Below are 24,703 nucleotides of genomic sequence, written 5' to 3'. Positions count from 1 at the left end.
GACTGCGCCCGGTCCTCGCGTTGCGGGGGCCGGGCGTTCTCACGTTCAGGCGCCGTGCAGCACGCGTTCGCTGATGGCCTGCACGCGGTCCAGCGTGATCCCGGTGCGCTGCTCGACCGCCAGCGGGTGGTCCGTCGGCTCCAGCTCGATCAACGGCCGGATGCCGACCCGCTGGGTGTGCAGGTTGGTCTTGAGGTTCAGCGTGCTCAGGTCGTACACGAGCAGCTCCGTCGACAGCCAGCCGAAGTACGGCGGCTCGTTCACCCGGTCCTCGTCGTGCCAGATCTCGCCCATGCGGTCGTAGTTGGCCTCGCTCAACGAGACCCACACGCCCCACTCGAAGTCCTCGTCCGCGTCCAGCACCGGCAGCACGATCCGCCCGCGCACGAAGAAGTGCTCGTCGTTGATGACGCACTGCTCGTCACCGAGCACGCTGCCGGGGTCGTGCGCGAACTCGGGCCGCCAGTAGGCGGGGGCGGCCGCCGTGTACGCGAGAGGCATCCCGTCGTGGCGCTGGGCGCATCGCGTGCACTCGAACCCCAGTGTGTTGGACACGGTGACAGAGTAAACGCTGGTACGACGCCTGAACGGGTTGTTTTGATCTGCGTCCGATGGGGTGGCCCCTCACCGGTCGGTGCCGCGCCACGCCACGACGAACGCCGCCACCCCGCACGCCGCTCCGACCGCGCACAGGGCCAGCACGAGCCCGTCGCGCTCGAGAAACGCGGTCACCGCGGCCGCGAACAGCACCAGCACCGCCGTGAGGAGAGCGAGGATCCCGGCGACGTGCCGGGCGGTGAACTTCCGCCGCATCACGTCGCCGAACGACAGCGGAACCGGTTCCGCCTCGATGTGCCCGGACCCGGTCAGGTCGTGCAACCGCGCCCACACGGCAGGCGACACGGCGAGCACGTTCTCGAAGACCACGCCCTCGCGCAACGTCACGTAGACGCGTTCAGCCTCGTACCCGTGCACCACCAAGCGCACGGTGTCGCCGCTCGCCAATGAGAGCTTCTGGCACTTGGCCCACGCGGTCGTGCCGCTCAGCTTGTCGCTCTCGACCACGCGCAGCATCAGTAACCCAGCTGGAACGGCGACTCGAGCTGGACCATCAGCATCGTGCTGAGCAGGATCACCAGAGCGGGCATCTGCGGACCTCCCGGCACGTGGAAGATCGACCTCTCCAACGACCACGCCCCGTGTGCGGCACAAGCGGCCGCCAGCACGGCCACGGCGTACTCGGCGCGATCGCGGCTGGGATCGGATGGCGGCTCGATCGTACGCACGTCGTGGCTCAACCGCTCGAACAGAACGCCGAGCGGCGCACCCGCGGCCTCGGCGCGCAGCCGTTCGCGCACCTGCAGCACGACGGCGGCCGGCTCGGTGCCGAACTGCTTCAGCGCGTGGTGCATGTCGTCGACGAGCCGATGGTCGAACAAGGCGCGGCCCGCCGAGCAGACACGGGGCGCCTCCTCGGCGAACGAGAAGAGCTCGGGCCCGTCGGCCAGTGCGCGGCGTGCGGCGTCGGCGGTGACGCAGTCGGCGCACAGGAAGTGCCTCGGCAGTCGTTCGCCGTGCTGCGCGCACACGTGGACCGAGCAGACGGCGCAGGTGCCGACACATCCCGGTGTGCTGCTGGCGGACGAGACGAAGCAGAGGAAGCACGTGTCGGCCATGGCGACACCTCCAAGCTGGCAGCACTGATATCGCCGCGTGCTCGCTTCCGTTAGCGCTCAAGTGGAACTGCTTACGTTGACCGGCATGGCAGTGCTGACGACCGGATCACGCAGGGCGTACCTCGCGGCCGAGTACGGCGCCGTGTTCTTCGGCGCGGTCGTCCTCTACGGCCTCGTCGCGGCCGGGGCGAGCCCGATCCCCGTCCTGCTCGTGCTCGGCGCGGCGGCGACGACGTACCTGCTGCGCAGACCCGGTTTCGACCGCGCGCGGCTGTGGCGGTTCGACGCGAACGACCTGCCGCCGGTGCTGTTGCTGTGGGGCGTGACGGCCGCCGTGGCGACGCTGACGGTCGCGGTGCTCGTGCCGGACGCGCTCTTCCGGCTGCCGGACCAGCAGCAGTGGCCGCTGCTGATGGTGATCTACCCGCTGCTCAGCGTGTACCCGCAGGAGCTGGTGTTCCGCGCGTTCCTGTTCGAGCGGTACGCGCCCGTGTTCGGCAACGGCAGGCTGATGGTCGCGGCGAGCGCGGCCGCGTTCGGGTTCGTGCACGTCGTGTACGGCCACTGGCTGCCGGTGGTGCTGTCCGCGGCAGGCGGCTGGATCTTCGGCGAGCGCTACCGGCGCACCGGATCGCTGCCCGCGGTGTCGGTCGAGCACTCGCTGTACGGGCTGCTGATGTTCGTGCTCGGGCTCGGGCAGTTCTTCCTGAGTCGTTGACACGGCGGTGACACTGGGTGGCGTGACCCGTCTGTCGGAGCGGATCACCGCCGCTCGACGGCGGGCTTTCGTCGGTCGTGACGAGGAGCTGGCCGTGTTCGGCCGTCTGCTCGCACCCGGCGCGAGCGAGGCCGTCCTCTTCGTCCACGGGCCGGGCGGCACCGGGAAGTCCACGCTGCTGCGGCAGTTCGGCTTCCTCGCCGAGGACGCGGGCAGGCAGGTCGTGTGGCTCGACGGACGCGACCCGATCACCGACGTCACCGCCGAGCACGCGGCCGTGCTGGTGGACAACGCCGAGCTCGTCGACGTGTGGCTGCGCGAGGAACTGCTGCCCGCGCTGGGCGACGACGTGGTGGTCGCGATCGCCGGCCGCGAACCGCCGTCGGTCGCGTTCCGCACGGACCCCGGCTGGCGCAGCGTGCTGCGCACGATCCGGCTCACCAACCTCGACCGCGAGACCGGCCGCGCACTGCTGCGGCTGCGCGGTGTCCCGGACTCCGAGCACGACCAGGCGCTGGAGTTCACGCACGGCCACCCGCTCGCGCTGGCGCTGCTCGCGGACGTGTGCGCGCAGTCCGACATCCCGAACATCACCGCCACGCCCGAGGTGCTGAACACGTTGCTGCGCAGCCTGATCGGCAGCGTGCCGACACCGCGGCACCTCACCGCACTGGAGGCGTGCTCACAGGTGCTGGTCGCCACCGAGCCGCTGCTGGCCGCACTGCTGGACGTGCCGGACGCGCGCGAGATCTTCGACTGGCTGCGCGAGTTGTCCATAGTGGACTACGCCCCGCGCGGGCTGGTGCTGCACGACTTCGTCCGGGAAACCCTGGCCACGGAACTGAGGTGGCGTCAGCCCGAGACGTACTCCCTGCTGCACCAACGGGCCCGCGCGTACTACCAGCAGCAGTTCCCCGCGCAGCAGTCGGTTCTGCTCGACTTCGCGTTCCTGCACCGCGACTCCCCCATGCTCGGCCCGTACCTCCGGCACGTCAACGCGACGGCCGACGACTTCACCGTCACCCGCACGTCCGCCCAGGACTGGGCGAAGCTGAGACGCGCGATCGAGACGCACGAGGGTCGTGAGTCAGCCGCTCAGGCGGAGCGCTGGTACACCGAGCAACCGCAGTCGGTGTCGGTGATCAGGAACGGCGACGCCGTCGGACTGGTCATCGCGCCGATGATCGGCGACACGCTGTGGGTCACGCACTGGATGGCGCTGGACACGCACCAGGCCGTGTCGCCGGTGCAGATGTTCATCACGCTGCACCTGGTCCGCCGCTACCTCACCACGCCGGGACTCGGCCAGGTCAACGTCACCTGCCTGAACCCGGACTTCTGGACCGAGGCCTTCCGCTACACGGACTTCCACCGCCTGCCCGGCGAGGACTTCTCCCGCGACGGCAAGCACTTCGGCGTCTTCGGCCACGACTGGCGCGCGGTGCCGCCGATGACGTGGATGACCCTGCTGGCCGACCGGGAGAACGCCGACGACCTGCCGGACACCCCGCGCCCGCTGTCCGAGGCCGAGTTCGCGGCGGCCGTGCGCGACGCGCTGCGCGACTTCACCAGGCCGGACCGCCTGCGCGACGCACCGCTGGGCCGCGACGCCATCGCCCGCGCCGCCCGCGTCATGGAGGCCTCGCCGCGCGACCGCCGCGCGTTCCGCGTGCTGCACCACACCTACCTGCAGCCCGCCGAGACCCAGGCGGCCGCGGCGGAGCTGCTGGACCTGCCGATGACGACGTACCGCCGTCATCTCGCGGCGGGCGTCGCGCGCATCACCGAGATCCTGTGGCAGGAAATCGGACTGAAAGTGGATGCGGAACGGTCTGCCGACTGACCATTCCCGGCTCCTACCTTCTGCACATCGCAAATCCGCCTCGCAGAAGGAGAACCCCGATGTTCGCCAAGATCGCCGCCGTCACCGGTGCCGCCGCTTTCGCCCTGCTGACCGCCTCCTCCGCCGCCTCCGCGGCCGGCCCGGTGACCAAGGTCCTCGTGCCCGGCGAGCAGTGGTGCCAGACCCAGTACGCGACCTTCGCGGCCCGCGGCGACGGCAGCGCCACCAACCAGGGTGCCAAGTTCAAGCTGCAGCACAACGGTTCGACGGTCCCCGGCAGCGGCTCGGTGGGCCTGGTGTCGAGCTGGGCGCACGAGGTGCGCTCGATCTACGGCAACTTCCCCGGCTACGGCTACTACTCCGCGTGCGCCACGAACAACGGCACCAAGAACACCACGGTGACGTTGCGCATCAGAACCGACGGCGAGGTCTGATCACGCCGGGTAGACCGGCACGACCTCGACGAGCCGTTCGATCCCGACGAAGTCCTTCACGTTGCTGGTGAGCACCGGCATCCCGTTCGCAGCGGCCGTGGCGGCGATCTGCAGATCCATCCGCCGCGGCCGCGGGCTGCGCCCCATCCGGCGCACCAGCGCGGCCATCTGCCCGTAGACCTTGGCCGCCTTGACGTCGAACGGCAGCACCTCGAACCGGTCCAGCGCCGCGTAGTACCGCTCGGCGCGGGCGAACCGCTCGATGGGGTCGTCGGTGTCGAGCCCGAACCCGAGCTCGGCGATCGTCACCGCGCTGAGGAACGGTTGTGCGTCCGCGAGGTCACCCAGGTCGAACTTCTCCAACCGGATGACCACGCAGGTGTCGAGGAGAACGTTCACCGCAGCCACGGGTCTTCGGTGGGATCGTCGGAACCGAACACCTCGTCCGCGGCGCGTTGGTCGGCGTGCCAGCGGTCGATGTCGACCGAGGGCAGCTCGCGGAACATCGCCTGCAGCTCGCCCAGTTTCGGGCGGGCCACGTCTTGTGAAACGTACGGCGACAACTGCGCGACCGGGCGGCTGTTGCGGGTGACGATGAAGCTCTCGCCCGCTTCGACGCGCCTCATGATCTCCGCGTTGTCGTTGCGGAGCTCACGCTGTCCGATGGTGTGCGTGCTGGTCTCCATCGCACGAGGGTAGCTCAATCGGGCAAAAAGTGCTACAGATGAGCTACACGCGCGGAGGGAGCGTCATGGCCGGCCCGGACGAGCTGCAACGAGCGCTGGACGCCCATCCCAAACCCGACGTGGCCGAGCGCCAGCACCTCATCGACCGCGAGCGGGAGGAGGTGTTCACCTACTTCCCGCTCGACCTGTGGCCCGACCTGGCGCTGGACCGGTACGCGCTGGGCATCGGCGACCAGCTCACGTTCTGCCGGATGATGGAGTACCAGACCCCCTACCTGGGCGGGATCAAGGGCGGCAGCTCGGTCAAGCACATCATCTACAAGCGCCGCAGCGACGGCGACTGGTACCGCGCGGGCTCGCTGGCGGACCTGCCGGTCGACGAGGCGTGGAAACGCCTGCGGGAGCAGTTCGTCGCCGCCTTCGACGCGGTCAACCAGGAGCGGTTCGACCAGCTCGACCGGCTCACGCTGCTGCGGCACGGCCAGTCGCTGGTGACGAAGGCGCTCAGCACGTACTTCCCGGACGCCTTCCTGCCGATCTTCTCGGCGGCGCACCTGCGTGAGTACATCCGCCTGTTCGGCGCGGAGCCCGTGCCCAACGGCCTGTCCTGGCAGCTGAACCGCCAGCTGATGGACCTCGCGCGCCTGCACCCGAAGACCGGCGACTGGTCGCTGCTGGAGGTCACCCGCTTCCTCTACGACCACCTCGACCCGCGCACCAGCACCGAGACCGCCATCAAGGTCCGGCCGCACCACGACTGGGCCCACTGGCTCGCCACCGGCACGATGCGCCTCGCCACGGAGCTCGACGATCTCGCCCAGTACTCGAAGCCCGACGAGATGCCGGTCAACAGGTGGCTGGCCACCAGGCTGCTGCGCGACTTCCGCGACCTCTCCGCGGGATCGCACGTCGTCGCGCACCGCGGCTACTGGGAGGTCCTCGCGGTCGGCACGGTCGCGGACGACAGCTACTCCTACGACGGCGAGTTCCACAGCATCAAGGTCGACTGGGACACCAGCTACGCGCAGCAGCTCGACGAGCCGATCAAGGGCCGCTGGCCGTACGTCCCGGGACCGCTGAAGTCCGCGGTGTGGCGCAAGATCCAGACGCGCGTCACCCACGTCGAGACCATCCCGCGCGACGTCGAGGACGTCATCCGCGGGCTGGAGCGCAAGAACCAGGTGATCCTCTACGGCCCGCCGGGCACCGGCAAGACCCGGCTGGCCTTCGCGGCGGCGGCAGCGTTCGCGGGCGACCACGTCACGCACGCGACGTTCCACCCGTCCTACGGCTACGAGGACTTCGTGGAGGGCTTCAAGCCGGTCGACACGGGTCACGGCCTGGCTCTGAAGCTGACCGACGGCGTGTTCCTCCAGGTCTGCGCACAGGCCAGGAACACCGGCAGACACGTCCTGGTCATCGACGAGATCAACCGCGCGGACCTGGCACGGGTGCTGGGCGAGCTCGTGACGTACCTGGAGAAGGACAAACGGGGCCGCGCGTTCACGCTGTCCACGAGCGGCCGCCCGTTCGACGTCCCCCCGAACGTCTTCATCATCGGCACGATGAACACCGCGGACCGCAGCGTCGCCCACCTCGACGCGGCGATCCGCAGGCGCTTCGAGTTCCAGGAGATCCGCCCCGACCACGGGCTGCTGGCCGGCGAGATCGGCCCGCTGGACCTGGAGGCGCTCGTGGACGCGCTGAACACGCGGGTCCGCACGCACCTCGGCCGGGACCACGAGATCGGGCACGCCTTCTTCCTGCGCGACGACAAGCCGCTGGACAACGAGCAGGACGTGCACTCGGCGTTCTTCCGCGACGTGGTCCCGCTCCTGGAGGACTACACGATCAACGACGAGGGACTCCTCCGCGCCATCCTCGGCGAGAAGATCAGCATCGAGGTGTCGCCGGACGAGCTGCTCACGTTGCTGGCGAAGGAGTTCCAGGCCGAGGCGAGCACCGATGCGCCCGGTGCGTGAGGTCGTCGAGTACGACGACATCCCCCTGGAGCCCAGCGACCACGACCTGGAGCTGCTGACGCACCCCGACCTGCGCGGCTACTTCTCGTTGCGCCGCACCAGGAAGGGCTGGACGCTCAAGGTCAGGTCGGCCGCGGGCGTGCTGGTGCTCGACTGCGCGGAGCTGCGCATCAGCCCGAAGATCCCGATCAGCGGCGAGATGCTGCTGCACTGGCTGCACTGGCTGCACTACGCGACCAAGCCCTACAACACGACCGTCGACCAGCCGCGCAGGTGGGACGTCGAAGGCACCTACTTCACCGACCTGGTGGTGCAGGCGTTCCTGGACGAGTGCCGGATCCTGCTGCGCAACCAGCTCCGAAAGGACTACGTCCGCGAAGAGGACGTGCAGAACGTGCTGCGCGGCAGGCTCGACGTGGTCAAGCAGGCGTCCCAGCGCTACGGCATGCTCGACCGCCTGCACGTGCGCACGTTCGACCGGCGCGTCGAGGTGTGGGAGAACGAGGTGTGCGGCGCCGCACTCCGGTACGCCGCCCGGCACGCCGAGCAGCCGAGGCTGCGCTGCTCGCCAGGCAGTTCCCGAGCTGCGACACCGAGACCGCGCGCACCACGCTGCGACGGCAGCGGCACCACCGGATGAACGTCCACTACTTCGCCGCGCACAACTGGGCGGCGCTGCTGCTCAGGACCGGTGGCGTGGCCGACCTGATGGTGCAGCACGAGCTGCCCGGCGAGTCGCGGCTGCTGGACATGTTCCGGCTGTGGGAGAGCGTCGTGCACCGCATGGTCGGGAGCACGACGATCTCCCCCATCCACGTGCGCAGGCCCAGCGGCACGGCGTACTTCCGGCCGGACGCGGTGGCGCGGCTGAGCACCGGGACGGTCGCCGTGGACGCGAAGTACAAGGACTACGACGACCGCAACGTCAGCCGCGAGGACGTCCACCAGCTGCTGACGTACTCGAGTGCCTACCGCGCGTCCGAGACGCCGCGTGCGGTGATCGTGCACCCGTCGGAGTCGACGACGACCTCGGAACGGATCACCGTCGACTTCGAGGGACGCGTGCTCGGCGTGATCGACGTGATCGGGATCGATGTCCGGGTCCATCCGGAGGACAATTCGTTACACCTGAAAACGTTGCTCAGCAGCTAGCCTGCGGGACATGAGAGCGATTCGCGTCTTGGCCCCCCTGCTCCTGGCCGCGACTCTCGTAGCTCCCGTGCAGGCGGAGCCGGTGTCCTGGACCGGCCCGCTGAGCACCCGAGGGCGCTACATCGTCGACGCCAACGGTGACCGCTTCAAGCTGAAGTCAGGCAACTGGCACGGCGCCAGCGGCACGTGGAACGGGTCGGGCGACATCAACGACCCCGCCAACCACCATTCCGGAGAGAAGGCCGACCAGGTCCCGCTCGCGCTGGACCGCGCCCACGTCGACGAGATCATCGACAGCTTCGAGGAGCTCGGCGTCAACAGCGTGCGGCTGCCGTTCTCCAACCAGATGATCAAGGAAACTCAGCCCGTCACCGGGCTCAAGGACTTCAGCGGCAAGACACCGCTGCAGGTCTACGACGCCGTCGTCGAGCGGCTCACCCAGCGCAAGATCGCCGTGATCCTCAACAACCACACCAACACCTCGCGCTGGTGCTGCGGCGTGGACGGCAACGAACGCTGGAACACCAGCCAGAGCACCGACCAGTGGATCAACGACTGGGCGTTCATGGCGAACCGCTACAAGAACAACAAGCGGGTCGTCGGCGCGGACCTCTACAACGAGGTGCGCCGCACCGTGTGGGACGACCCGAACTGGGGCTGGGGCAACCAGCACGACTGGCAGCGCGCGTCGCAGCAGGCGGCGGACCGGATCATGGAGACCAGCCCGGACCTGCTGGTCATGGTCGAGGGCATCAACTGGACCGGCATCCCGGTCGACGGCCTGCCGCACGGACGGCCGACGCTCGAACCCGTCCGGAACCTCTCGCACACCCTGCTCAGCACGAACAAGCTCGTCTACGCGGCGCACTTCTACGGCTACACCGGCCCGAACCACACCGGGGCCACCGGCAGCGGCGAGACCAGCGACCCGCGCTACCAGGACCTCACCGCGCAGCAACTCACCGAAACCGTGCGGCGCCAGGCGTTGTACGTGCTCCAGGAGACGCAGAAGCACTTCACCGCGCCGGTGTGGATCAGCGAGTTCGGCGTCGGCGGACGCGACGAGACGAACCCGAAGGCACGCGCCTGGTTCGAGAACTTCGTCAACTACCTGATCGAGACCGACGCGGACTTCGCGTACTGGCCGCTCGTCGGCTTCCACACCAACCGCGGCGGCAACGGCTGGGCGTTGATGCACTGGGACGCCGCCGGGAACCGGATGGGCCTGTTCGACGGCGACGACTGGCGGGCGGCGGCGTGGCGACGGCTCGTCGCGAGTGGCCGCACCGGCCAGATCCCTGAGGTCCGGCGCTGGAACATGCTGACGCTCGACCACGCCGACCAGGTCCAGTCACGGAAGGTGCGCGCCCAGCCGGACTGGAACTCGGGCGCGCGCAAGGGTGTCTGCCCGGACGGCGAGGTGCTGGCCGGCCTGAGCCACACCGGCAACCGCGGCCTGTGCACGAGCGGTCCGCAGTGGACCGAGACGACCGTCGTCAAGGACGAGCGGTACGTCCAGCAGGACTGGGCGTCGACGTTCACGAAGGTCCAGTGCCCGCCCGGCACCGCCGCGATCGGGTACAGCGCAAGGGGTTCGGCGTTCGACGGCCTGCTGTGCGCGAAGGCCCCGACCGGCACGGCGACCCGCACGGTGTGGTTCGACCGCTCCGACAGCCGCCCGCAGGACGTCGGCGACTGGGCGAGCGGCCACTACAAGGGCCAGTGCGACCAGAGCGAGCACGTCGCGGGCGTCGCCTACACCGGGAGGGACGGCAGGAAGCCCGCCGCGTTGCTCTGCCGGAAGTCCGCGTGAGGCAGTGAGAACCCGAAGACCGAGGAGTACACGGCCAGCACGTCGTCGACGTCCTCCTCGGTCTTCTCCTCACCGACGGTCCGGATCAGCGTCGTGCCCGAGAGGGTGACGCGGCCGTCCGGCGTGGACATGCTGCACACCGGGCCCCGCAGGAACTGCGACTCGGGCGCGGTCTGCTGCCACCAGCAGGCGGGCCCGAACTCGTCGAGCGTGCGCGGCCGGGTGTCGAGCACGTACTGCGGCTCATCGTCCTTGTGCACCTCGACGTCACCGTCGTTGTCGATCAACCGGCACACCCCGTACGGGTCGGTCTGGTCCTCGCGCGAGTCCCAGCGCAGCGGGTGCAGCGTGAACTTGCCGAACCCGACGTCGGCGAGCCACGCGTCGTCGACGAGCAGCGCCATGTGGTCGAACGGCGGCGTGAGCCCACCCGCGGACATGAACACCCTGGCGGACAACAACTTCACCTCGTGCCCCAGCGACCGCAGCAACCAGGCGAACGCGCCGTTGAGCTCGTAGCAGAACCCGCCCCGCCGCCGCGTCACGATCTTGTCCAGGAACGCCTCCTCGTCCAGGACGATCCGGGTGCCGAGGTGGATGTCGAGGTTCTCGAACGGGACGGTCAGCAGGTGCCGTTCGTGCAGCTCGGTCAACGAGGAGTCGCGCGTGGCTCCGATCCGCGCCAGGTAGTCGTCCATGCCACCATTGTGCGCGTGGGTGAGATCCGGATCGGCACGTCGGGGTGGGTCTACCCGCCGTGGCGCGGCACGTTCTACCCCAAGGGCGTCACGCAGAGCCAGGAGCTCACCTACCTGTCGTCCCAGCTGAACAGCGTCGAGATCAACGGCAGCTTCTACTCGCTGCAACGGCCGTCCAGCTACGAGAAGTGGGCGCGCGCAACACCGGACGACTTCGTGTTCGCGGTCAAGGGCAGCCGGTTCATCACGCACATGAAGCGGTTGAAGGATCCGGACGACGTGCTGCCGAACTTCCTCGCGTCCGGCGTGCTCGCGCTCGGCCCGAAGCTCGGCCCGTTCCTGTGGCAGCTGCCGCCGACGTTCCAGTACGACGCCAAGGCGCTCGCGAACTTCTTCGACCACCTCCCCCGCACGACCACCGAGGCCGCGCGCAAGGCCGAGCGGCACGACGAGCGGGTCGACCCGGCGCACCCGACCACGGACGCGGACCGCCCGATCCGGCACGCGCTCGAGATCCGGCACCCCAGCTTCGCGACGAAGGAGTTCCCCCGGCTGCTGCGCGACCACGACATCGCGCTGGTCATCGCGGACGCCGCCGGCAAGTACCCGCTCATCGAGGAGGTCACGTCCGACCTCGTCTACGTCCGGCTGCACGGCCACGACGAGCTGTACGTCAGCGGCTACACCGACGAGGGCCTGGACACCTGGGCCGCCAAGGTTCGCAAGTGGTCGAAGAAGCACGACGTGCACGTCTACTTCGACAACGACGCGAAGGTCATGGCCCCGCGCGACGCGCTCGCGCTGCGGCGGCGTCTCGATTAGCAGACACTCGTCGGACGGGAGGTGCCGCCCATGTCCACGAAGACCCTCGTCGCCGCACTCGTCGTCTTCACGGGCGTGGTCATCGCACCCGCCAGCCAGGCCCAGGTCACCCGGGGTGACTCGGCCTGCGACAAGGGCGAGTTCTGCGTGTGGGCCGGCGCCCAGTACGCGGGCAAGACTGAGCGGCTTGACCTGGAATCGGCGAACCCGAACGAATGCATCCAGCTCAGCCTGGTCGGCCGGTCGTTCGCCAACCGGCTGAGCAGGGACGTCGCCGTGTACCAGCGGGAGGACTGCTCGACGGAGGCCGAGTTCACCACCTACCCGAAGAACGGCACGTACGTTCCTGATGCGTATTTCGTCATCCGTGCGATCACTGTCTGGGAGGGGTAATAGTTCCTCACCCTATGTATCACCACCCGATCGTGTGATGACTGCTCAGTAAGTCTCAATTGGTGCCTAAGTTGCCGCCCTATCGAGTGGTGGCAGCTGGAGGCAATGTGACCGTGGCGGGTGAAGCCGGGTTACTCGACTTACTGGCCAGCCGACTGGCCAAGGACGATCTCACCCCCCGTGCGGCGGAGCTGGTGCTCGCGGCGTGCCGGGGCGAAGCGGCGCTGGACCGCGCGCTGGACGGCATCCCGATGCCGGACGAGGCGCCTGCGGCGCGGCCGGACGGGCCAGGCGCGGGCATCTTCGTGTCCGGGATCAAGGTGCGCGGTTTTCGCGGCATCGGGCCCCAGACCGAGCTGCCGCTGGCGCCCGGACCGGGGCTGACCGTCGTGACCGGCCGCAACGGGTCCGGCAAGTCGAGTTTCGCCGAGGCGGCCGAGCTGGCGCTGACCGGCAACAACGCGCGCTGGACGCGGGCGCAGCACGAGGTGTGGCGGCAGGGCTGGCGCAACCTGCACAGCACGGAGGGGACGGCCGTCGAGCTGTCACTCGTGCGGGCGGGGAGCAGTGAGGCGACGACGGTCCGAAGACGGTGGGCCGCTGCCGACGACCTCGGTGGCGGCACCTGGACGGAGGAGGACGAACCGTTCACCGAGGCGCGCTGGCGCGACTCGCTGGAGACCTACCGGCCGTTCCTGCCCTACAGCGAGCTGGGCACGGTGCTGGACGCGCAGCCGGACGAGCTGTACGAGGCGCTGCACCGGCTGCTGGGGCTGGAGGCGATCACCGAGGCGCAGAACGTGCTGGCGGGACACCGCAAGCGGCTCGCCGAGGTCGTCGCCCGGCCGTACGACCGCAAGGAGCGGGTGCGCGCGGAGCTGGCGGCGTCGTCCGACGAACGCGCGCGGCAGGCGGCCGAGCTGCTCGGCCAGGACGTGCCGGACCTCGACGCGATCGCGGACCTGGCGCTGGGCGCGGACGTCGGTGGCGGCGGGATGCCGTTGCTGCACCAGGTCGTCGACCTGCAGCTGCCGTCCGACGACGAGCTGGAGCGCTGCCGGGAGAACCTGGACCTCGCGCTGAGCGCGGTGACCGTCGTCGCGACCGAGAACGCGCAGGACTCGTTGCGCTGCAGCGAGATCCTGCGGCTGGCGATGCAGCTGCACGAGTCCGGCGGCAACCAGGAGTGCCCGGTGTGCTCGCTCGGCAGACTGGACGGGCTGTGGCACGCCAAGGCAGCCGAACGCGCGGACTCGCTCGCCAAGGCCGCCGCCGAGCTGCACGAGGCAGCCGACCGGCTGGACGTCGCCGTCGCGGCCGCCCGCGCGCTGTGCCAGCCGCCGCCCGACGCGCTGGTCGAGGCCGGTGGCGTGCTGGACACGTCCGGCGCCTACAACGCGTGGCAGGCCTGGCAGGACTGCGCGTCGATCGACGACCCGGTGCGGCTGCGGCACGAGCTGTTCGACCGGTACGCGGAGCTGGCCACCGCGGTGGACGCGCTGCGCGGGGTCGCGCAGGAGCAGCTCGACCGGCGCGACCTGGTGTGGCGGCCGATGGCGCTGGCGCTGTTCGAGTGGCACTCGCAGGCGCAGCAGGCGCTCGCCGACCAGGAGGTCCTCGGTGACGTCACCGAGGCCGAGAACTGGATCCGCAAGACCGCCGCGACACTGCGGTCCGAACGCATCGCGCCGTTCGCCAAGGAGTCGCAGCGGATCTGGCAGCGGCTGCGCCAGCAGAGCAACGTCGACCTCGGGTCGGTGCGGCTCGGCGGCACCCGGCACGTCGAGCTGGAGGTGTCCGTCGACGGCGTCGCGAACTCCGCGCTCGCAGTGATGAGCCAGGGCGAACTGCACTCGCTGGGGCTGGCGCTGTTCCTGCCCAGGGCGATGGTCGACGAGAGCCCGTTCCGCTTCGTGATCATCGACGACCCGGTGCAGGCCATGGATCCGTCCAAGGTGGACGGTCTGGCGCAGGTGCTCGCGGACGTGGCGCTCACCCGGCAGGTCGTGGTGTTCACGCACGACGAGCGGCTGGTCGAGGCGATCAGGCGGTTGCGGCTCACGGCCACCGTCTGGGAGGTGTGCCGCGGCGAGGAGTCCGTGGTGCGGGTGCGCATGTGCGACGACCCGGTCGGCCGGTGCCTGTCCGACGCCCGCGCGATGCGGATCGACGACGACCTGCCGGACACGCTTCGCGCCGAACTGGTGGCGTCGTGCTGCCGTGGCGCACTGGAAGCCGCCAGCCACGCCAGGTTCCGCCGCGAACGGCTCGGCAGGGGCGTGCCGCACGCGGACGTCGAGCAGGCGCTCGAGTGCGCGCTGACGACCAAGCAGAAGCTCGCGCTGGCGGTGCTCGACGACCTCGGCGACACCGCGCAGCTGCTGGCGCACCTGGAGGCGTCCGTCGGCTCGTGGGCGGTCGACCTGCTCCACGCGTGCCGCGTCGGTGGCGACGGCGGCGACCTGGACGCGCTGATCAGGGATACCGAGCTGTTCGCGGGGTGGTTGCAGCGATGACCGTCGAACAGGACGTGTACGACCGCCTGACGTGCGTCAGCAACCTGCTGGACAGCGGACAGCCGCTCGACGGCGTGCGGGTCCGGTGCTGCGCGGAGCTGTTGCGCACGGCCGTGGAACGCGCCGTCGCGCTCACGTGCGGCGCGGACCAGCCCGTCCACGCGCTGCTGCTGAGCCTGCCGCGGCACGTCGACGCCGACCTCGCCGTGGACGCGGTGCAGCTGTGGCACGCGCTGGCCCGCGCGACGAGGCAGCACGACTACGAGGTCATGCCCACACCGGAGGAGCTGAGGGGCTGGCACGCCGACGTCACGTCCGTGACGGGCGCGCTGCTGTCGGCCTTCACGCTCTCCGGCACCATCGAGATCTCTTGAGGCACTCGTGAAAATCCTGCACTTCGCGGACCTGCACCTGGACACGCGCTTCGACCGGGCTGGTCCCGCCCGGCGCAAGGCCCAGCGCGACACGCTCGCCCTCATCGTCGAGCTCGCCTGCGCCCAGCAGGTCGACGCGCTGCTGTGCGCGGGCGACCTGTACGAGCACGACCGGTTCTCCCCGGACACCGCGGCGTTCCTGCGGTCGGCGTTCGACATCGACGTGCCCGTGTACCTCGCGCCCGGCGACGACGACTGGTACGGGCCGCAGAGCCTCTACCAGCAGGTCGACTGGTCGCCGAACGTCCACGTGTTCACCGAGGAGGCGCTAGAACCCGTCGAGCTCACCGACGGCGTGACGCTGTGGGGCGGTGCGCACTGCGAACCCTCTGGCGGCAAAGGGTTCCTGGAGGAGTTCACGGTGAACCGGGGCGGGGTCAACCTCGCGCTGTTCCACGGTCCCTCGCCCGCGGACGTGGAGATCACCGGGCTGGACCACGCGTTCCTCGGGCACGAGCACACGCCCGCGCACGCCGCCCGCTACACCTACCCCGGCAACCCGGACCCGCTGACGTCCGGCGAGACCGGCGAACGCGGTGCCGTGCTGTGCACGGTCAACCCCGACGGCACGGTGTCCCGCCAGACGCACGACGTGTCCGTCAGCCGGTCGCGCGGCCTCGTCGTGCCGGACGTCATCGCGTCACCCTCAGCCGTCGACCACGGCTGGTTCGTCGAGGAACGCACGGTGCGCGGGCAGTTCGTCCGCGACGTGCTCGCGTCGTCGCTGGAGCCCGCGACGCGAGACCGCGTGCTGGCGATGGGCCTGGCCGCACTGGAGGAACGATGAGGATCGAGTCCGTGACGGCACAGGCGTTCGGGCCGATCGTCGGCAGGACGCTGCCGCTGGCGCCGGGGTTGACCGTGGTGGCGGGCGCGAACGAGTCCGCGAAGTCGTCGTGGCACGCCGCGATCCACACCGCGCTGTGCGGCGGCCCGGCCGAGCGCTACCGGCCGTGGTCCGGCGACGACTGGCGGGTGGGCGCGACCGTGCTGATGGCCGACGGCAGGCACATCGCGATCGGCCGCGACCTGGACAACGACGACTGCCCCGACGCGGCCACCTGGCTGGGCCTCGACCGCGACTCGTTCGCCGCCACGGCGTGCGTGGACCAGGCGCAGCTGCTGAACGTCCTGGACGCGGCCGACGGCATGCAGGAACACCTCCGCCGCGCCGCGGCCACCGCGGGCACCGACAGCACGGCCGCGGAAGCGTTGGCGCGCTTGACAGATCCCGCCGACGCGCTGCGCGCCGCGCGGAACCGATTGAGGGAAGCCGAGACCGACCTCGGCCACGCCCAGCGCGCACACGCCGAGTACCTGTCGCTCGCCGAACAGGCCGCTTTGGCCGCGCGTGAAGCACAGGCGCTGGCGGCTCGCCGCGCGCGCACCGCGTTGGAAGACCACACGGTCGAACTGATCGAGCACGCCGGTCGCCTGGCTCGCGCCCACGAGCTGCACGAGCGCTACGGCGACACGCCGCCGTCCGGCCTGGCCGCCCAGGAAGAGCTGGCCCGCCAGGTGAACGTGGCACTGGCCGCGTGGCGCGCCGCACCGACCCCGCGTCAGCTGACCGGCCCCGGTGTCGCGGAGATCCAGCAGGAGCTGGAGAACCTGCCGGCACCACCGTCCGGCGACGTCGAGGTCGACGAGGAGATCCGTTCGCTGGCAACGGCTTACGAGGCCGCGGTCGCCGTTCTCGACGCGCACGACCTGAAGCAGGCGGGCGTCGACGTGACCACGTCGGTGTCCCCTCCCGAGCTGCGTGAGATGGCCGGCCTGCTCGACCCGACCAGCGGTTCGCGCGTCACAACGGCGACCATCGCGGTCGACGCGGCCCGCCAGCGCCAGGACGAGGCCGCGGCTCAGGCGGCCCGCGCCCAGGTCGAGGCCGACGTGGCGGGCGAACGCCTGCGCGAACTCGGTGAGCCGGGCAGCAGGTACGCCCGTCCCCTGCTCTTCGCGCTGGCCGTGTCGACCGGCGTGGTCGGTGCTTTGCTGCTGTTCGCCGGCCTGCCCCTGGCCGGCATCGGCGTGCTGGTGGCCGCCGCTTTCTCTTTGCTGGCAGGCGTTCTCGTCCGCCCGTCGGCCCCCGAACACGACGCCGCGGCGTCGTACGCGGCGACCGCGCTGACGAACGCCGCCCAGGCCCGCGCCGGCCTGTTCCACGCCGATCGCGCCCTGGCCGAGGCCGAGGGCCAGCGCGCGGTCGCCGTCGAGTCGGCCCGCGTGCACGACACCGCGGCAGCCAGGTGCTCGGTCGCGGGCCTGCCCGCCGACCCCGACCTGCTGCGCCTGCTGGCCGACCGGTCGGGCTGGGAAGCCGAGCGCGTCGGTTACGCGGCAAAGGTTTCCGCCTGCGGTGACGCCGTCGTCGCCGCGTTGTCCGCGCGCGGCAAGGAAGATCCGTCGATGTCCACGGCTGCGCTGCTGGTGGACTACGAGACCGATTGCAAGGTCAACGCCCGCCAGGCCGCGATGGCCGCCCAGCGCCCCGTGCTCACCCAGGCCCTCGCGGACCGCACGGCTGCCGAAGCCGCTGCGGCAGAAGCGGTTTCGCTCCGCGCGTCCGCCCTGACGTTGCTGCGTTCCGCGGTCACCGCGATCTCGGGCGTCTCCGTGGACGACCCGGTGGAGCTGTTGAAGGCGATCGCCGACTGGCAACGCGGCTGGGAGGACATGCTCCGCACCGCCGAGTCCGAGCGCAACGAGTGGGCCGAGCTGACCACCCTGCTGTCCGGCACCACCCTGTCCGCTCTCGCCACCCGCCAGGCCGCACGCCAGGAACGCCACGCCGTGCTGCTGGCCGAAGCCACGCGCCTGGGCGAGTCGCACGCCGACGTCGACGCTTCCCTTGCCGCGTCAGCACCTTCACTCGCGGCAGCTCTGGCGTCGTGCACGGTACCGAGCGTCCCGGACGCCGAGGAAGCCGTCGACGAGGCGCGCGCCGCGTTGACCCGGCTGCAGGAACACGCGTCGACCGTTGCGCTCACCACGCAGTTCCTGTCGGCGGCGGCGGACAAGGTGCACAGCGACATCGCTCCGCTGCTGGAGGAGTCGCTCCGCACGTGGCTGCCTTCGGTGACCTCTGACCGTTACGTCGATGCGCGGGTGGACGGGTCCACTTTGGACGTGTCCGTGCGTTCGGCGTCCGGGACCTGGCATCCGGCGACGTCCCTGTCACTCGGCACGGCCGAGCAGGTGTACCTGCTGCTGCGGTTCGCGCTGGCTTCGGCGCTGACCACGCCTGGAGAGTCGTGCCCGCTGCTGCTGGACGACGTCACCGTGCAGGCCGACGACACGCGCACCCGTGCGATCCTCGACCTGCTGCTGTCGATGTCCGCCGACCGGCAGATCATCCTGTTCGCGCAGGAGACCGCCGTGCTCACGTGGGCCCGTGCGCACCTGCCCGCCGACGCCCTGCACGAACTGGAACCGGTCGCGTCCTGACGAGGTCGCGGATGCGGTCCGCCGCCGCATCCGCGTCTTCGTGCTCCCACACGCGCACCACGTGCCAGCCCGACGCGGCGAGTTGCTCATCGGTGTCCCGGTCGCGGCGCACGACGCCGCGCAACTTGAGCCGCCACCAGTCGCGGTTCGCCTTGGGCAGTTGGCCGTGCTCGGGGCACGAGTGCCAGAAGCAGCCGTCGACGAACACCGCCACGCGCGCTCCTCGCAGCACGACGTCGACCCGGCGACGCCGATTGGTCCCAGCCGGCGCGACGTCGACGAGGAACCGCATTCCCCTTCTGTGCAAAGCGCTGCGCAGAGCCAGCTCCGGCGCCGTTCCCGTGCGCCTCGTGCGGCGCATGACCCGGGATGTCGCGGGCGACGTGGCCGGCGGCGCCGCTCCGGGATCGAGGTAGCGGTACACGGTCGTCAGCGTCTCAGAATTGTCAGACCCCGTCGCTACCGTGACGCCATGACCCGAATCGCCTTCCGCAAACCCACCCCGACCACCGAGGACAAGCTGGCTGACCTTGGCCTTCGCCTAACGCACCTGGACCACGCGATCTGGGCAGGCATAGAGGCACGCTCGTCATCCCCACCCCTGGGCCCGACGAACGGCCCAGGCCTGCTGGACTGGATCCACCGCGTCGGCAAGCTCCGCGAGCTGCTCGTCGCGGAGGGCTGGCGCCGCCTGGACCAGTGGAACGCGGGCCTGGTCCAGCACCCGACCCGGCCGGTGGTGCTGGGCACGCTGCAGGGCAACCGGGGAACCGGCTCCCCGGACGCCCCGCTGCGCAGCGACTACGCCAAGGGCCCGGCGATCGCGGCGATGATGAGGGACAACGACCACGACCAGTTCAGCCTGTTCGAGACCATGGCCCGCTCGGAGGGCCTGAAGCTGTGGTTCCTCGTCACCTATCCGATGCAAGTGGATGACAAGCTCGTCGTGCTCCGCGAGGTCTCCCAACCGGAGCCGACCCCGCAGGGCCAGGTGATCGACCGCTGGGCGCACCGGATCACGCTGCCGCCGCTGGAGTTCCCGCACCTGCGCGCCCGCAACGTCGACGGACCTGAGGAGGTCGCCGTCCCCGTCCAGCTGAAGGCGAGGTGATCACCGGCTGGCGCGCTCGCGAGGGAGCGACCACAATGACCCGATCATGCTCACGCCCTCGCGACTCACCATGGCCAGGAGACGGCGCGGCCTCACCGCGATCGAGCTGGCCCGCAAGGCCGGGCTGAGTGCGCGCAGCATCGCGGACTACGAGCACGGGCGCCGTCAACCGGGCGCGGGCACAACCGAATCACTGACCTCGGCACTGGGTTTCCCGGAGGGGTTCCTCACGCAGGCCGAACCGGCCGACCTGCCGGAGACCGCGGTCGCCTTCCGCGCGGCCGCGAAGCTGCCCGCGCGGAACAAGGCAGCGGCGATCAGCGCGGGCCAGCTGGCGATCGAGTTCAACGGCTGGCTGGAGAGCACGTTCACCCTGCCGGTCCCGGACGTGCCCACGCTCGAGCACCCCGACCCGGAGACGGCGGCGGAGATGGTGCGCGCGCGGTGGGGCCTGCACGACAAGGCCGCGCCGAACATGGTGCAGCTGCTGGAGTCGCGCGGCGTGCGGGTGTTCTCGCTGCCCGCGGACTGCGCGGACGTCGACGCCTTCTCGTTCTGGCACGCAGGCACGCCGTACGTGTTCCTGAACCCGGCGACGTCACCGGAGCGCGGGCGGTTCGACGCGGCGCACGAGCTCGGGCACCTCGTCCTGCACCAGGCCAGGCCTGCGCGGGAATGCGAGGCGAACGCGTTCGCGGGCGCGTTCCTCATGCCCAAGGCGGGCATGCACCTGAACAACCCGAGCACCGAACAGGTGCTGGCACACCGCGCGGACTGGCACGTGTCGGCGCTCGCCCTCACCTACCGGCTGCGCGACCTCGGCCTGCTCGGCCAGGAGCAGTACACCGCGATGTGCGTGGAACTGAGCCGCCGCGGCTACCGGACGAGCGAGCCGGACGGCATGGCGCGACGCGAGACGTCGCGGCTGCTGGCGACGGTGTTCCGGGAGCAGGGCGTCAAGCCGCAGCAGGTGGCGCGCGAGCTGCTGCTCGACGTCGAGGAGCTGAACGGGCTCGTGTTCGGGCTCGTGCTCACGGCCGTGCCCGGCGGAGGGGAACCCAGCGCCAGGCAGCGGCCGCGGCTGCGGGTGGTCAGGCCCGCGGAACGCGGATGACCATGCCCGGCGTGATCACGTTCGGGTTGGTGATCGTCCCCGGATTCGCGGCGACGAGCCGGTAGTACAGGTTGCCCGAGCCGTAGTACTTCACGGAGATTCCCCACAACGTCTCGCCCGCGACGACCACGTGCTCCAAGTAGTTCTGGTAGCCGGGAACGACCAGCGGGCCCAGCACCACGGGCACGATCTTCTTGTCGAGCTCGGCGCCGTCCTTCGGTGAGGTCCAGAACACCTCGACGAAGATCCGGTTCAGCTGGAAGGCGGCGCCCGTCACGTCGACCGTCAGCTGGAACTGCCCGTGCCCGCCCGCACCGTCACCGGCCATGAAGCCGCCGGTCACCTCGTCGTGCCCCTCGGTGATCCGGTAGTTGAACGCCGCCTCGAACGCCCCACCGGCCACACCCCCGATCTGGATGTGGTTGCTCACCAGGTCGTGCGTCCTCGGTTGCTGAACATCGATCGACATGGTTCAGGCCTCCCGTCCTGTGCACCTCTGCACAAGGGAATCGGGCCCGGCCGGAAGTCCATTACCGGCAGGGTGAGCTGATGATGTTCGTCCGCCCACGGCGCCGGACGCCGACCCACGCCTGGCGCCGATCGCCGGGCGGAGCACGACCGTTCACCCGATCGGGGGTTAGGTGAAACGGGTGGCTGATCTGGTCCGACAGACGGCATGACAGCTGAGCGCGACCAGGGGGTCACCGATGGCGACGCAACGCACCGAAACGTCACCCGCAGCGGCACTCGTTCTGGTGGGTGTGATCGCCCTGATCCTCACGGTCTCGTTCGGACGCCTCGGTTTCGCGCTCGGCGGTGGCGCCTTCGTTCTGGCGTTCGTCGGGCTGCGTCGCCTGTGCGTCGCGCCGCACGTGCCGGTGCCGAGCCGGCTGCGGCGCCTGTCGACCGCCGGACGGCTCGCCGTGGTCGGTGAGTCGTGCCATCAGCCGGCGGTCAGGGAGTTCTGCCGCAGGGGCAGCGCGGGCACCCTGGAGACCGCGCTACCGGTGACGGCCGTGCTGGTTCCCGAGCCCAGGAACCGGCACGACCGTCACGCGGTCCGGGTCGACCTGCTGCGCGAGGACGGGTCCGCGGCGACCGTCGGCTACCTGATGAAGGACGACGCCCGTCGCTACGAGCCGAAGCTCGCCGAGCTCGCGAAGCGGGGCGAGGCGGGCACGTGCCCGGCCCGCATCACGGGCGGCAGGCGTCACTTCGCCGTTCACCTGCACGTCGGCGGACCCCAGGTGCTGCTGTTCGACCACGAGGGGCTCGGCGACGCACCGACGTTGCCCGCCGACCAGGCGATCGTGGTGACCAGCAGCGGTGAGCAGCAGGACGAGCTGCACGAGATCTCGTCGGGACGGTCGGTGCACGTGATCGCCGAGCTGCGCGACCACATGATCACCGACGGCATCCACGAGGGCGCCATGACGTTCGAGGTCCTGCTCGACGGCGAGCCCGTCGGCCTGCTCGGCTACGCGCTCGGTCAGCGCTACAGCGGGATCGTCCGCGACTGGCGGGACCGCACCGGCCGCACGCTGTGCGAGGCGGTTGTGATCAACAAGAGCATCAGGCTGTTGCTGCCCAAGTAGGTTCGGCAGCCTTCACGTAGTCCGCAAACGTTCGCGGCGCCCGTCCCAGCACCCGCCGCACTCCGTCGGACAGGTGTGCTTCGCGGCCGTCGCGGATGTTCGTCAGCAGCACGGTCACGAGCGACGCGATGTCCTCCGGGTAGCCGAGGTCGACGAGTGTCGCGGTGAACGCGGGCGCCGGGACGTCGGAGAACCGCACCGCACGGCCGGAAGCGGCCGCGATCCGGGCGAATGCGTCCGGAAAGGACAGTGCGTCGGGTCCGGTCAGCTCGTAGACCTGACCGGCGTGCCCGTCGCCGGTCAGCGCTGCGACGGCGACGTCGGCGATGTCCTGCACGTCGATGAACGGGTGCACCCCGTCGCCGGTGGGCAGCGCCGCCTCGCCGGCGAGGATCATCGGCAGGAACATGTCCTCGCTGAAGTTCTGCATGAACCACACCGGGCGCAGGATCGTCCAGTCCACTCCGGACGCCCGCACGGGCGCCTCGAACGGGTCGTCGTCCGGCACGCTGCGCATGGACAGCTGCACGAACCGGGTGACGCCGGACTCGACGGCGAGCGACACGAACGACGCCACGGCCTCCGGGTCGTCACCGGGCACGAGGTAGACGCCGGTGACGCCTTCGAGCGCCGGCTTCCAGGTGTCCAGGTCGGACCAGTCGAAGCGCGTCTCCGACGAACGGGACGCCGGGCGGGCGAGTGAACCGAGGGACGCTGCGACGCGGCGGCCGGTCTTGCCGGTGGCTGCGAGAACCAGGATTGTCATGACTCAAGGAAACCGTCCGCGGCCTGGACGGACCATGACTCAAAGACCGAGTTCCATGCTCGATCGTCCATGTGATAGCTGTGGGGCATGAGCTTGGAAGACCTGCGCGACGCACTCCGATCCTTCGCCGCGGCCCGCGACTGGGACAGCTACCACACGCCGAAGAACCTCGTCATGGCGTTGTCCGGCGAGGTGGGCGAGCTGACGGACCTGTTCCAGTGGCTGACGCCGGAGGAGGCCGCCGACGCGATGCGGGACCCGGAACTGGCGTGGAACGTGCGCGACGAGCTCGCCGATGTGATGCACTACCTCGTGCGCCTCGCGGACAAGCTCGACGTCGACCTGGTCGAGGCCGCGTTCGCGAAGATCGAGCGCAACGAGAGGCGTTTCCCGACCGGCGATCTGCGTCCGGTCGACGACGGGGGTAGGTGAGAAGTGCAGGGTCTTGGGGCGTTCCACGTCCATCAGCGGATCACGATGATGATCAACCGGTACGAGGTGTTCGCGGACAACGCGGGCGAGCCGGGCGAGCTCATCGCGTTCGTGGAGCAGAAGCGGTTCAAGTTCAAGGAGCAGGTGACGATCTACACGGACTCCACCAAGTCCCGTGTGCTCGCGGAGTTCAACGCGCGCAAGGTGATCGACCTCGGCGGCGGCTACGACGTGACCGACGAGCAGCGCCGTCCCATCGGCTTCTTCCGCAAGGACTTCGGCGCCTCGCTGGGCAGGTCGACCTGGCACGTCGAGCAGCACGGCTGGGGCGGCGCGACGGGCACCGAGCGGAGCGTGCCGATCGCGATCTTCCGGCGGGCGTGGAACTTCCTGCCGTTCGTGAACGACCTGCCGTTCCCGTTCCGGTACCACTTCGACTTCACCGCCCCGAACGGCGCACCGGTGTTCACCGTGGACAAGAAGACGTGGGTGCGGGACCAGTACCTGGTGGTGCTGCAGGATCCGGGGATCGATCGCCGGCTGGTGATCGCGCAGGCGGTCGCACTGGACGCGTTGCAGTCCCGCTAAAGGTAGGTCAGGAGCAGGAGGACCAGGCACACCAGCAGCACGAGCCCCAGCAGCGCGGGTATGAGCGACTGCGACACGGGCACGGGTTCGCGGGCGTGCCTGCCCCGTCTGTGACGTCGCCTCCACGGCACCGGCGCCTCCCCAACCCACTGACCGCTCATGACGATCACGGTAGGGACGGGCAAGTCGAGCTGGGCTCATGTCACCCGGTCGCTCAGGGTGCTTCGCTCGGTCGGCGGTAAGGAAGCCAGATCCTGTGACGAAGTACCACACAGCGGGCACAACAAGAAAAAACCCGCGAGGGGCACCGGGAGCCTTGTGGGCTCGACCAGGCGCCCGCTCGCGGGCCAAAAATTGTTCGGCGGCGACCTACTCTCCCACACCGTCACCAGTGCAGTACCATCGGCGCAGAAGGGCTTAACTACCGGGTTCGGAATGGGACCGGGTGTTTCCCCAACGCTATAACCACCGAAACACTATGGA

At 70.0% G+C, this 24,703-nt stretch carries 28 protein-coding genes and 1 rRNA gene; 18 read left to right on the top strand and 11 right to left on the bottom strand.

Annotated elements, in window-relative coordinates:
• Positions 1-45: 45 nt before the first annotated feature.
• The 3 genes from FKR81_RS29390 to FKR81_RS29380 form a co-directional block, all read right to left on the bottom strand.
• Positions 46-555, bottom strand: a complete 510-nt coding sequence (locus tag FKR81_RS29390) for a DUF2199 domain-containing protein (protein ID WP_146356702.1) — start codon at positions 553-555, stop codon at positions 46-48.
• 69 nt (positions 556-624) lie between these two features.
• Entirely contained in the window at positions 625-1,074 is a 450-nt protein-coding gene (locus FKR81_RS29385; RefSeq protein ID WP_146356700.1) for a hypothetical protein, read from the bottom strand.
• Positions 1,074-1,676, bottom strand: coding sequence for a hypothetical protein (locus tag FKR81_RS29380; RefSeq protein WP_146356698.1), 603 nt, complete (start codon positions 1,674-1,676; stop codon positions 1,074-1,076). The genes FKR81_RS29385 and FKR81_RS29380 overlap by 1 nt, the downstream gene beginning before the upstream one ends.
• An 85-nt stretch (positions 1,677-1,761) precedes the next feature.
• Here FKR81_RS29380 and FKR81_RS29375 point away from each other — a divergent pair, with 85 nt between their 5' ends.
• The 3 genes from FKR81_RS29375 to FKR81_RS29365 are packed head-to-tail and all read left to right on the top strand — an operon-like array spanning position 1,762 to position 4,671.
• On the top strand, positions 1,762-2,394 hold the full coding sequence (locus tag FKR81_RS29375) for a CPBP family intramembrane glutamic endopeptidase (protein ID WP_146356696.1): 633 nt from the start codon (positions 1,762-1,764) through the stop codon (positions 2,392-2,394).
• Positions 2,395-2,416: 22 nt separating this feature from the next.
• A complete protein-coding gene (locus FKR81_RS29370) occupies positions 2,417-4,237 on the top strand; it encodes an ATP-binding protein (RefSeq protein WP_186763233.1) in 1,821 nt (606 codons plus the stop codon).
• A gap of 59 nt (positions 4,238-4,296) precedes the next feature.
• Positions 4,297-4,671, top strand: a complete 375-nt coding sequence (locus tag FKR81_RS29365) for a hypothetical protein (RefSeq protein ID WP_146356692.1) — start codon at positions 4,297-4,299, stop codon at positions 4,669-4,671.
• Here the strand turns inward: FKR81_RS29365 and FKR81_RS29360 are convergent, their stop codons facing one another.
• Both FKR81_RS29360 and FKR81_RS29355 read right to left on the bottom strand, forming a co-directional pair.
• On the bottom strand, positions 4,672-5,070 hold the full coding sequence (locus FKR81_RS29360; RefSeq protein ID WP_328593165.1) for a type II toxin-antitoxin system VapC family toxin: 399 nt from the start codon (positions 5,068-5,070) through the stop codon (positions 4,672-4,674). It lies immediately after the preceding gene.
• On the bottom strand, positions 5,067-5,357 hold the full coding sequence (locus FKR81_RS29355) for a type II toxin-antitoxin system Phd/YefM family antitoxin (RefSeq protein WP_146356688.1): 291 nt from the start codon (positions 5,355-5,357) through the stop codon (positions 5,067-5,069). Before FKR81_RS29355 ends, FKR81_RS29360 begins: the two co-directional genes overlap by 4 nt.
• Before the next feature lie 38 nt (positions 5,358-5,395).
• Here FKR81_RS29355 and FKR81_RS29350 point away from each other — a divergent pair, with 38 nt between their 5' ends.
• Genes FKR81_RS29350 through FKR81_RS29335 form a run of 4 tightly spaced genes read left to right on the top strand, consistent with a single transcriptional unit; the run spans position 5,396 to position 10,304 of the window.
• The gene (locus tag FKR81_RS29350) at positions 5,396-7,339 is read left to right on the top strand and encodes an McrB family protein (protein WP_146356686.1); all 1,944 of its coding nucleotides are present in this window, start codon (positions 5,396-5,398) and stop codon (positions 7,337-7,339) included.
• Positions 7,323-7,979, top strand: coding sequence for a 5-methylcytosine restriction system specificity protein McrC (locus tag FKR81_RS45720; protein ID WP_146356684.1), 657 nt, complete (start codon positions 7,323-7,325; stop codon positions 7,977-7,979). The genes FKR81_RS29350 and FKR81_RS45720 overlap by 17 nt, the downstream gene beginning before the upstream one ends.
• Positions 7,901-8,491: a 5-methylcytosine restriction system specificity protein McrC gene (locus FKR81_RS45715; protein ID WP_328593166.1), complete on the top strand. Its 591-nt coding sequence runs from the start codon at positions 7,901-7,903 to the stop codon at positions 8,489-8,491. The genes FKR81_RS45720 and FKR81_RS45715 overlap by 79 nt, the downstream gene beginning before the upstream one ends.
• A gap of 10 nt (positions 8,492-8,501) precedes the next feature.
• On the top strand, positions 8,502-10,304 hold the full coding sequence (locus FKR81_RS29335) for a glycoside hydrolase family 5 protein (RefSeq protein ID WP_146356680.1): 1,803 nt from the start codon (positions 8,502-8,504) through the stop codon (positions 10,302-10,304).
• Here the strand turns inward: FKR81_RS29335 and FKR81_RS29330 are convergent.
• Positions 10,247-11,002 (bottom strand): arylamine N-acetyltransferase family protein, encoded by a 756-nt coding sequence (locus tag FKR81_RS29330; RefSeq protein ID WP_146356678.1) that lies wholly within the window; start codon positions 11,000-11,002, stop codon positions 10,247-10,249. The two genes, FKR81_RS29335 and FKR81_RS29330, sit on opposite strands and share 58 nt — an antisense overlap.
• 6 nt (positions 11,003-11,008) lie before the next feature.
• Here FKR81_RS29330 and FKR81_RS29325 point away from each other — a divergent pair, with 6 nt between their 5' ends.
• The 6 genes from FKR81_RS29325 (at position 11,009) to FKR81_RS29300 (ending at position 18,614) form a co-directional block, all read left to right on the top strand.
• Positions 11,009-11,824 carry a DUF72 domain-containing protein gene (locus tag FKR81_RS29325; RefSeq protein ID WP_222598443.1) on the top strand — a complete coding sequence of 272 codons (816 nt, stop codon included), beginning with the start codon at positions 11,009-11,011 and terminating at the stop codon, positions 11,822-11,824.
• Positions 11,825-11,854: 30 nt separating this feature from the next.
• The gene (locus FKR81_RS29320; protein ID WP_146356674.1) at positions 11,855-12,217 is read left to right on the top strand and encodes a peptidase inhibitor family I36 protein; all 363 of its coding nucleotides are present in this window, start codon (positions 11,855-11,857) and stop codon (positions 12,215-12,217) included.
• A 107-nt stretch (positions 12,218-12,324) separates the two neighbouring features.
• Positions 12,325-14,733, top strand: coding sequence for an AAA family ATPase (locus FKR81_RS29315; RefSeq protein ID WP_146356672.1), 2,409 nt, complete (start codon positions 12,325-12,327; stop codon positions 14,731-14,733).
• Positions 14,730-15,107, top strand: coding sequence for a hypothetical protein (locus FKR81_RS29310; protein ID WP_146356670.1), 378 nt, complete (start codon positions 14,730-14,732; stop codon positions 15,105-15,107). The genes FKR81_RS29315 and FKR81_RS29310 overlap by 4 nt, the downstream gene beginning before the upstream one ends.
• A 7-nt stretch (positions 15,108-15,114) precedes the next feature.
• Positions 15,115-15,954: a metallophosphoesterase family protein gene (locus FKR81_RS29305; RefSeq protein ID WP_146356668.1), complete on the top strand. Its 840-nt coding sequence runs from the start codon at positions 15,115-15,117 to the stop codon at positions 15,952-15,954.
• On the top strand, positions 15,951-18,614 hold the full coding sequence (locus FKR81_RS29300; protein WP_146356666.1) for an AAA family ATPase: 2,664 nt from the start codon (positions 15,951-15,953) through the stop codon (positions 18,612-18,614). The genes FKR81_RS29305 and FKR81_RS29300 overlap by 4 nt, the downstream gene beginning before the upstream one ends.
• Here FKR81_RS29300 and vsr read toward each other — a convergent pair.
• Positions 18,550-18,975, bottom strand: coding sequence for a DNA mismatch endonuclease Vsr (gene vsr, locus FKR81_RS29295; RefSeq protein WP_146356664.1), 426 nt, complete (start codon positions 18,973-18,975; stop codon positions 18,550-18,552). The two genes, FKR81_RS29300 and vsr, sit on opposite strands and share 65 nt — an antisense overlap.
• Before the next feature lie 111 nt (positions 18,976-19,086).
• Here vsr and FKR81_RS29290 point away from each other — a divergent pair, with 111 nt between their 5' ends.
• Together FKR81_RS29290 and FKR81_RS29285 are read left to right on the top strand one after the other, a co-directional pair.
• Positions 19,087-19,725, top strand: a complete 639-nt coding sequence (locus FKR81_RS29290; protein ID WP_146356662.1) for a hypothetical protein — start codon at positions 19,087-19,089, stop codon at positions 19,723-19,725.
• Between the two features lie 46 nt (positions 19,726-19,771).
• Complete coding sequence (locus tag FKR81_RS29285; RefSeq protein ID WP_146356660.1) at positions 19,772-20,839, top strand: helix-turn-helix domain-containing protein; 1,068 nt, start codon at positions 19,772-19,774, stop codon at positions 20,837-20,839.
• Here FKR81_RS29285 and FKR81_RS29280 read toward each other — a convergent pair.
• Positions 20,817-21,308 (bottom strand): Gmad2 immunoglobulin-like domain-containing protein, encoded by a 492-nt coding sequence (locus FKR81_RS29280; protein WP_146356658.1) that lies wholly within the window; start codon positions 21,306-21,308, stop codon positions 20,817-20,819. The genes FKR81_RS29285 and FKR81_RS29280 overlap by 23 nt on opposite strands.
• Before the next feature lie 286 nt (positions 21,309-21,594).
• Here FKR81_RS29280 and FKR81_RS29275 point away from each other — a divergent pair, with 286 nt between their 5' ends.
• Positions 21,595-22,434, top strand: a complete 840-nt coding sequence (locus FKR81_RS29275) for a hypothetical protein (RefSeq protein WP_186763232.1) — start codon at positions 21,595-21,597, stop codon at positions 22,432-22,434.
• Here the strand turns inward: FKR81_RS29275 and FKR81_RS29270 are convergent.
• Entirely contained in the window at positions 22,412-23,200 is a 789-nt protein-coding gene (locus FKR81_RS29270) for an NmrA family NAD(P)-binding protein (protein WP_186763231.1), read from the bottom strand. The two genes, FKR81_RS29275 and FKR81_RS29270, sit on opposite strands and share 23 nt — an antisense overlap.
• Before the next feature lie 87 nt (positions 23,201-23,287).
• Here FKR81_RS29270 and FKR81_RS29265 point away from each other — a divergent pair, with 87 nt between their 5' ends.
• Together FKR81_RS29265 and FKR81_RS29260 are read left to right on the top strand one after the other, a co-directional pair.
• Positions 23,288-23,632 (top strand): nucleotide pyrophosphohydrolase, encoded by a 345-nt coding sequence (locus FKR81_RS29265; RefSeq protein WP_146356654.1) that lies wholly within the window; start codon positions 23,288-23,290, stop codon positions 23,630-23,632.
• A gap of 3 nt (positions 23,633-23,635) precedes the next feature.
• The gene (locus tag FKR81_RS29260) at positions 23,636-24,220 is read left to right on the top strand and encodes an LURP-one-related/scramblase family protein (RefSeq protein ID WP_235921836.1); all 585 of its coding nucleotides are present in this window, start codon (positions 23,636-23,638) and stop codon (positions 24,218-24,220) included.
• Here the strand turns inward: FKR81_RS29260 and FKR81_RS43795 are convergent.
• Both FKR81_RS43795 and rrf read right to left on the bottom strand, forming a co-directional pair.
• On the bottom strand, positions 24,217-24,381 hold the full coding sequence (locus FKR81_RS43795) for a hypothetical protein (protein WP_186763230.1): 165 nt from the start codon (positions 24,379-24,381) through the stop codon (positions 24,217-24,219). The genes FKR81_RS29260 and FKR81_RS43795 overlap by 4 nt on opposite strands.
• Positions 24,382-24,576: 195 nt before the next feature.
• Positions 24,577-24,693 (bottom strand): 5S ribosomal RNA (gene rrf, locus FKR81_RS29255).
• Positions 24,694-24,703: the final 10 nt, after the last annotated feature.

This window comes from Lentzea tibetensis (assembly GCF_007845675.1).
GTDB lineage: Bacteria > Actinomycetota > Actinomycetes > Mycobacteriales > Pseudonocardiaceae > Lentzea > Lentzea tibetensis.
The sequence above is the reverse complement of the archived record's forward strand: the minus strand, read 5'-3'. Positions and strand labels throughout refer to the sequence as shown.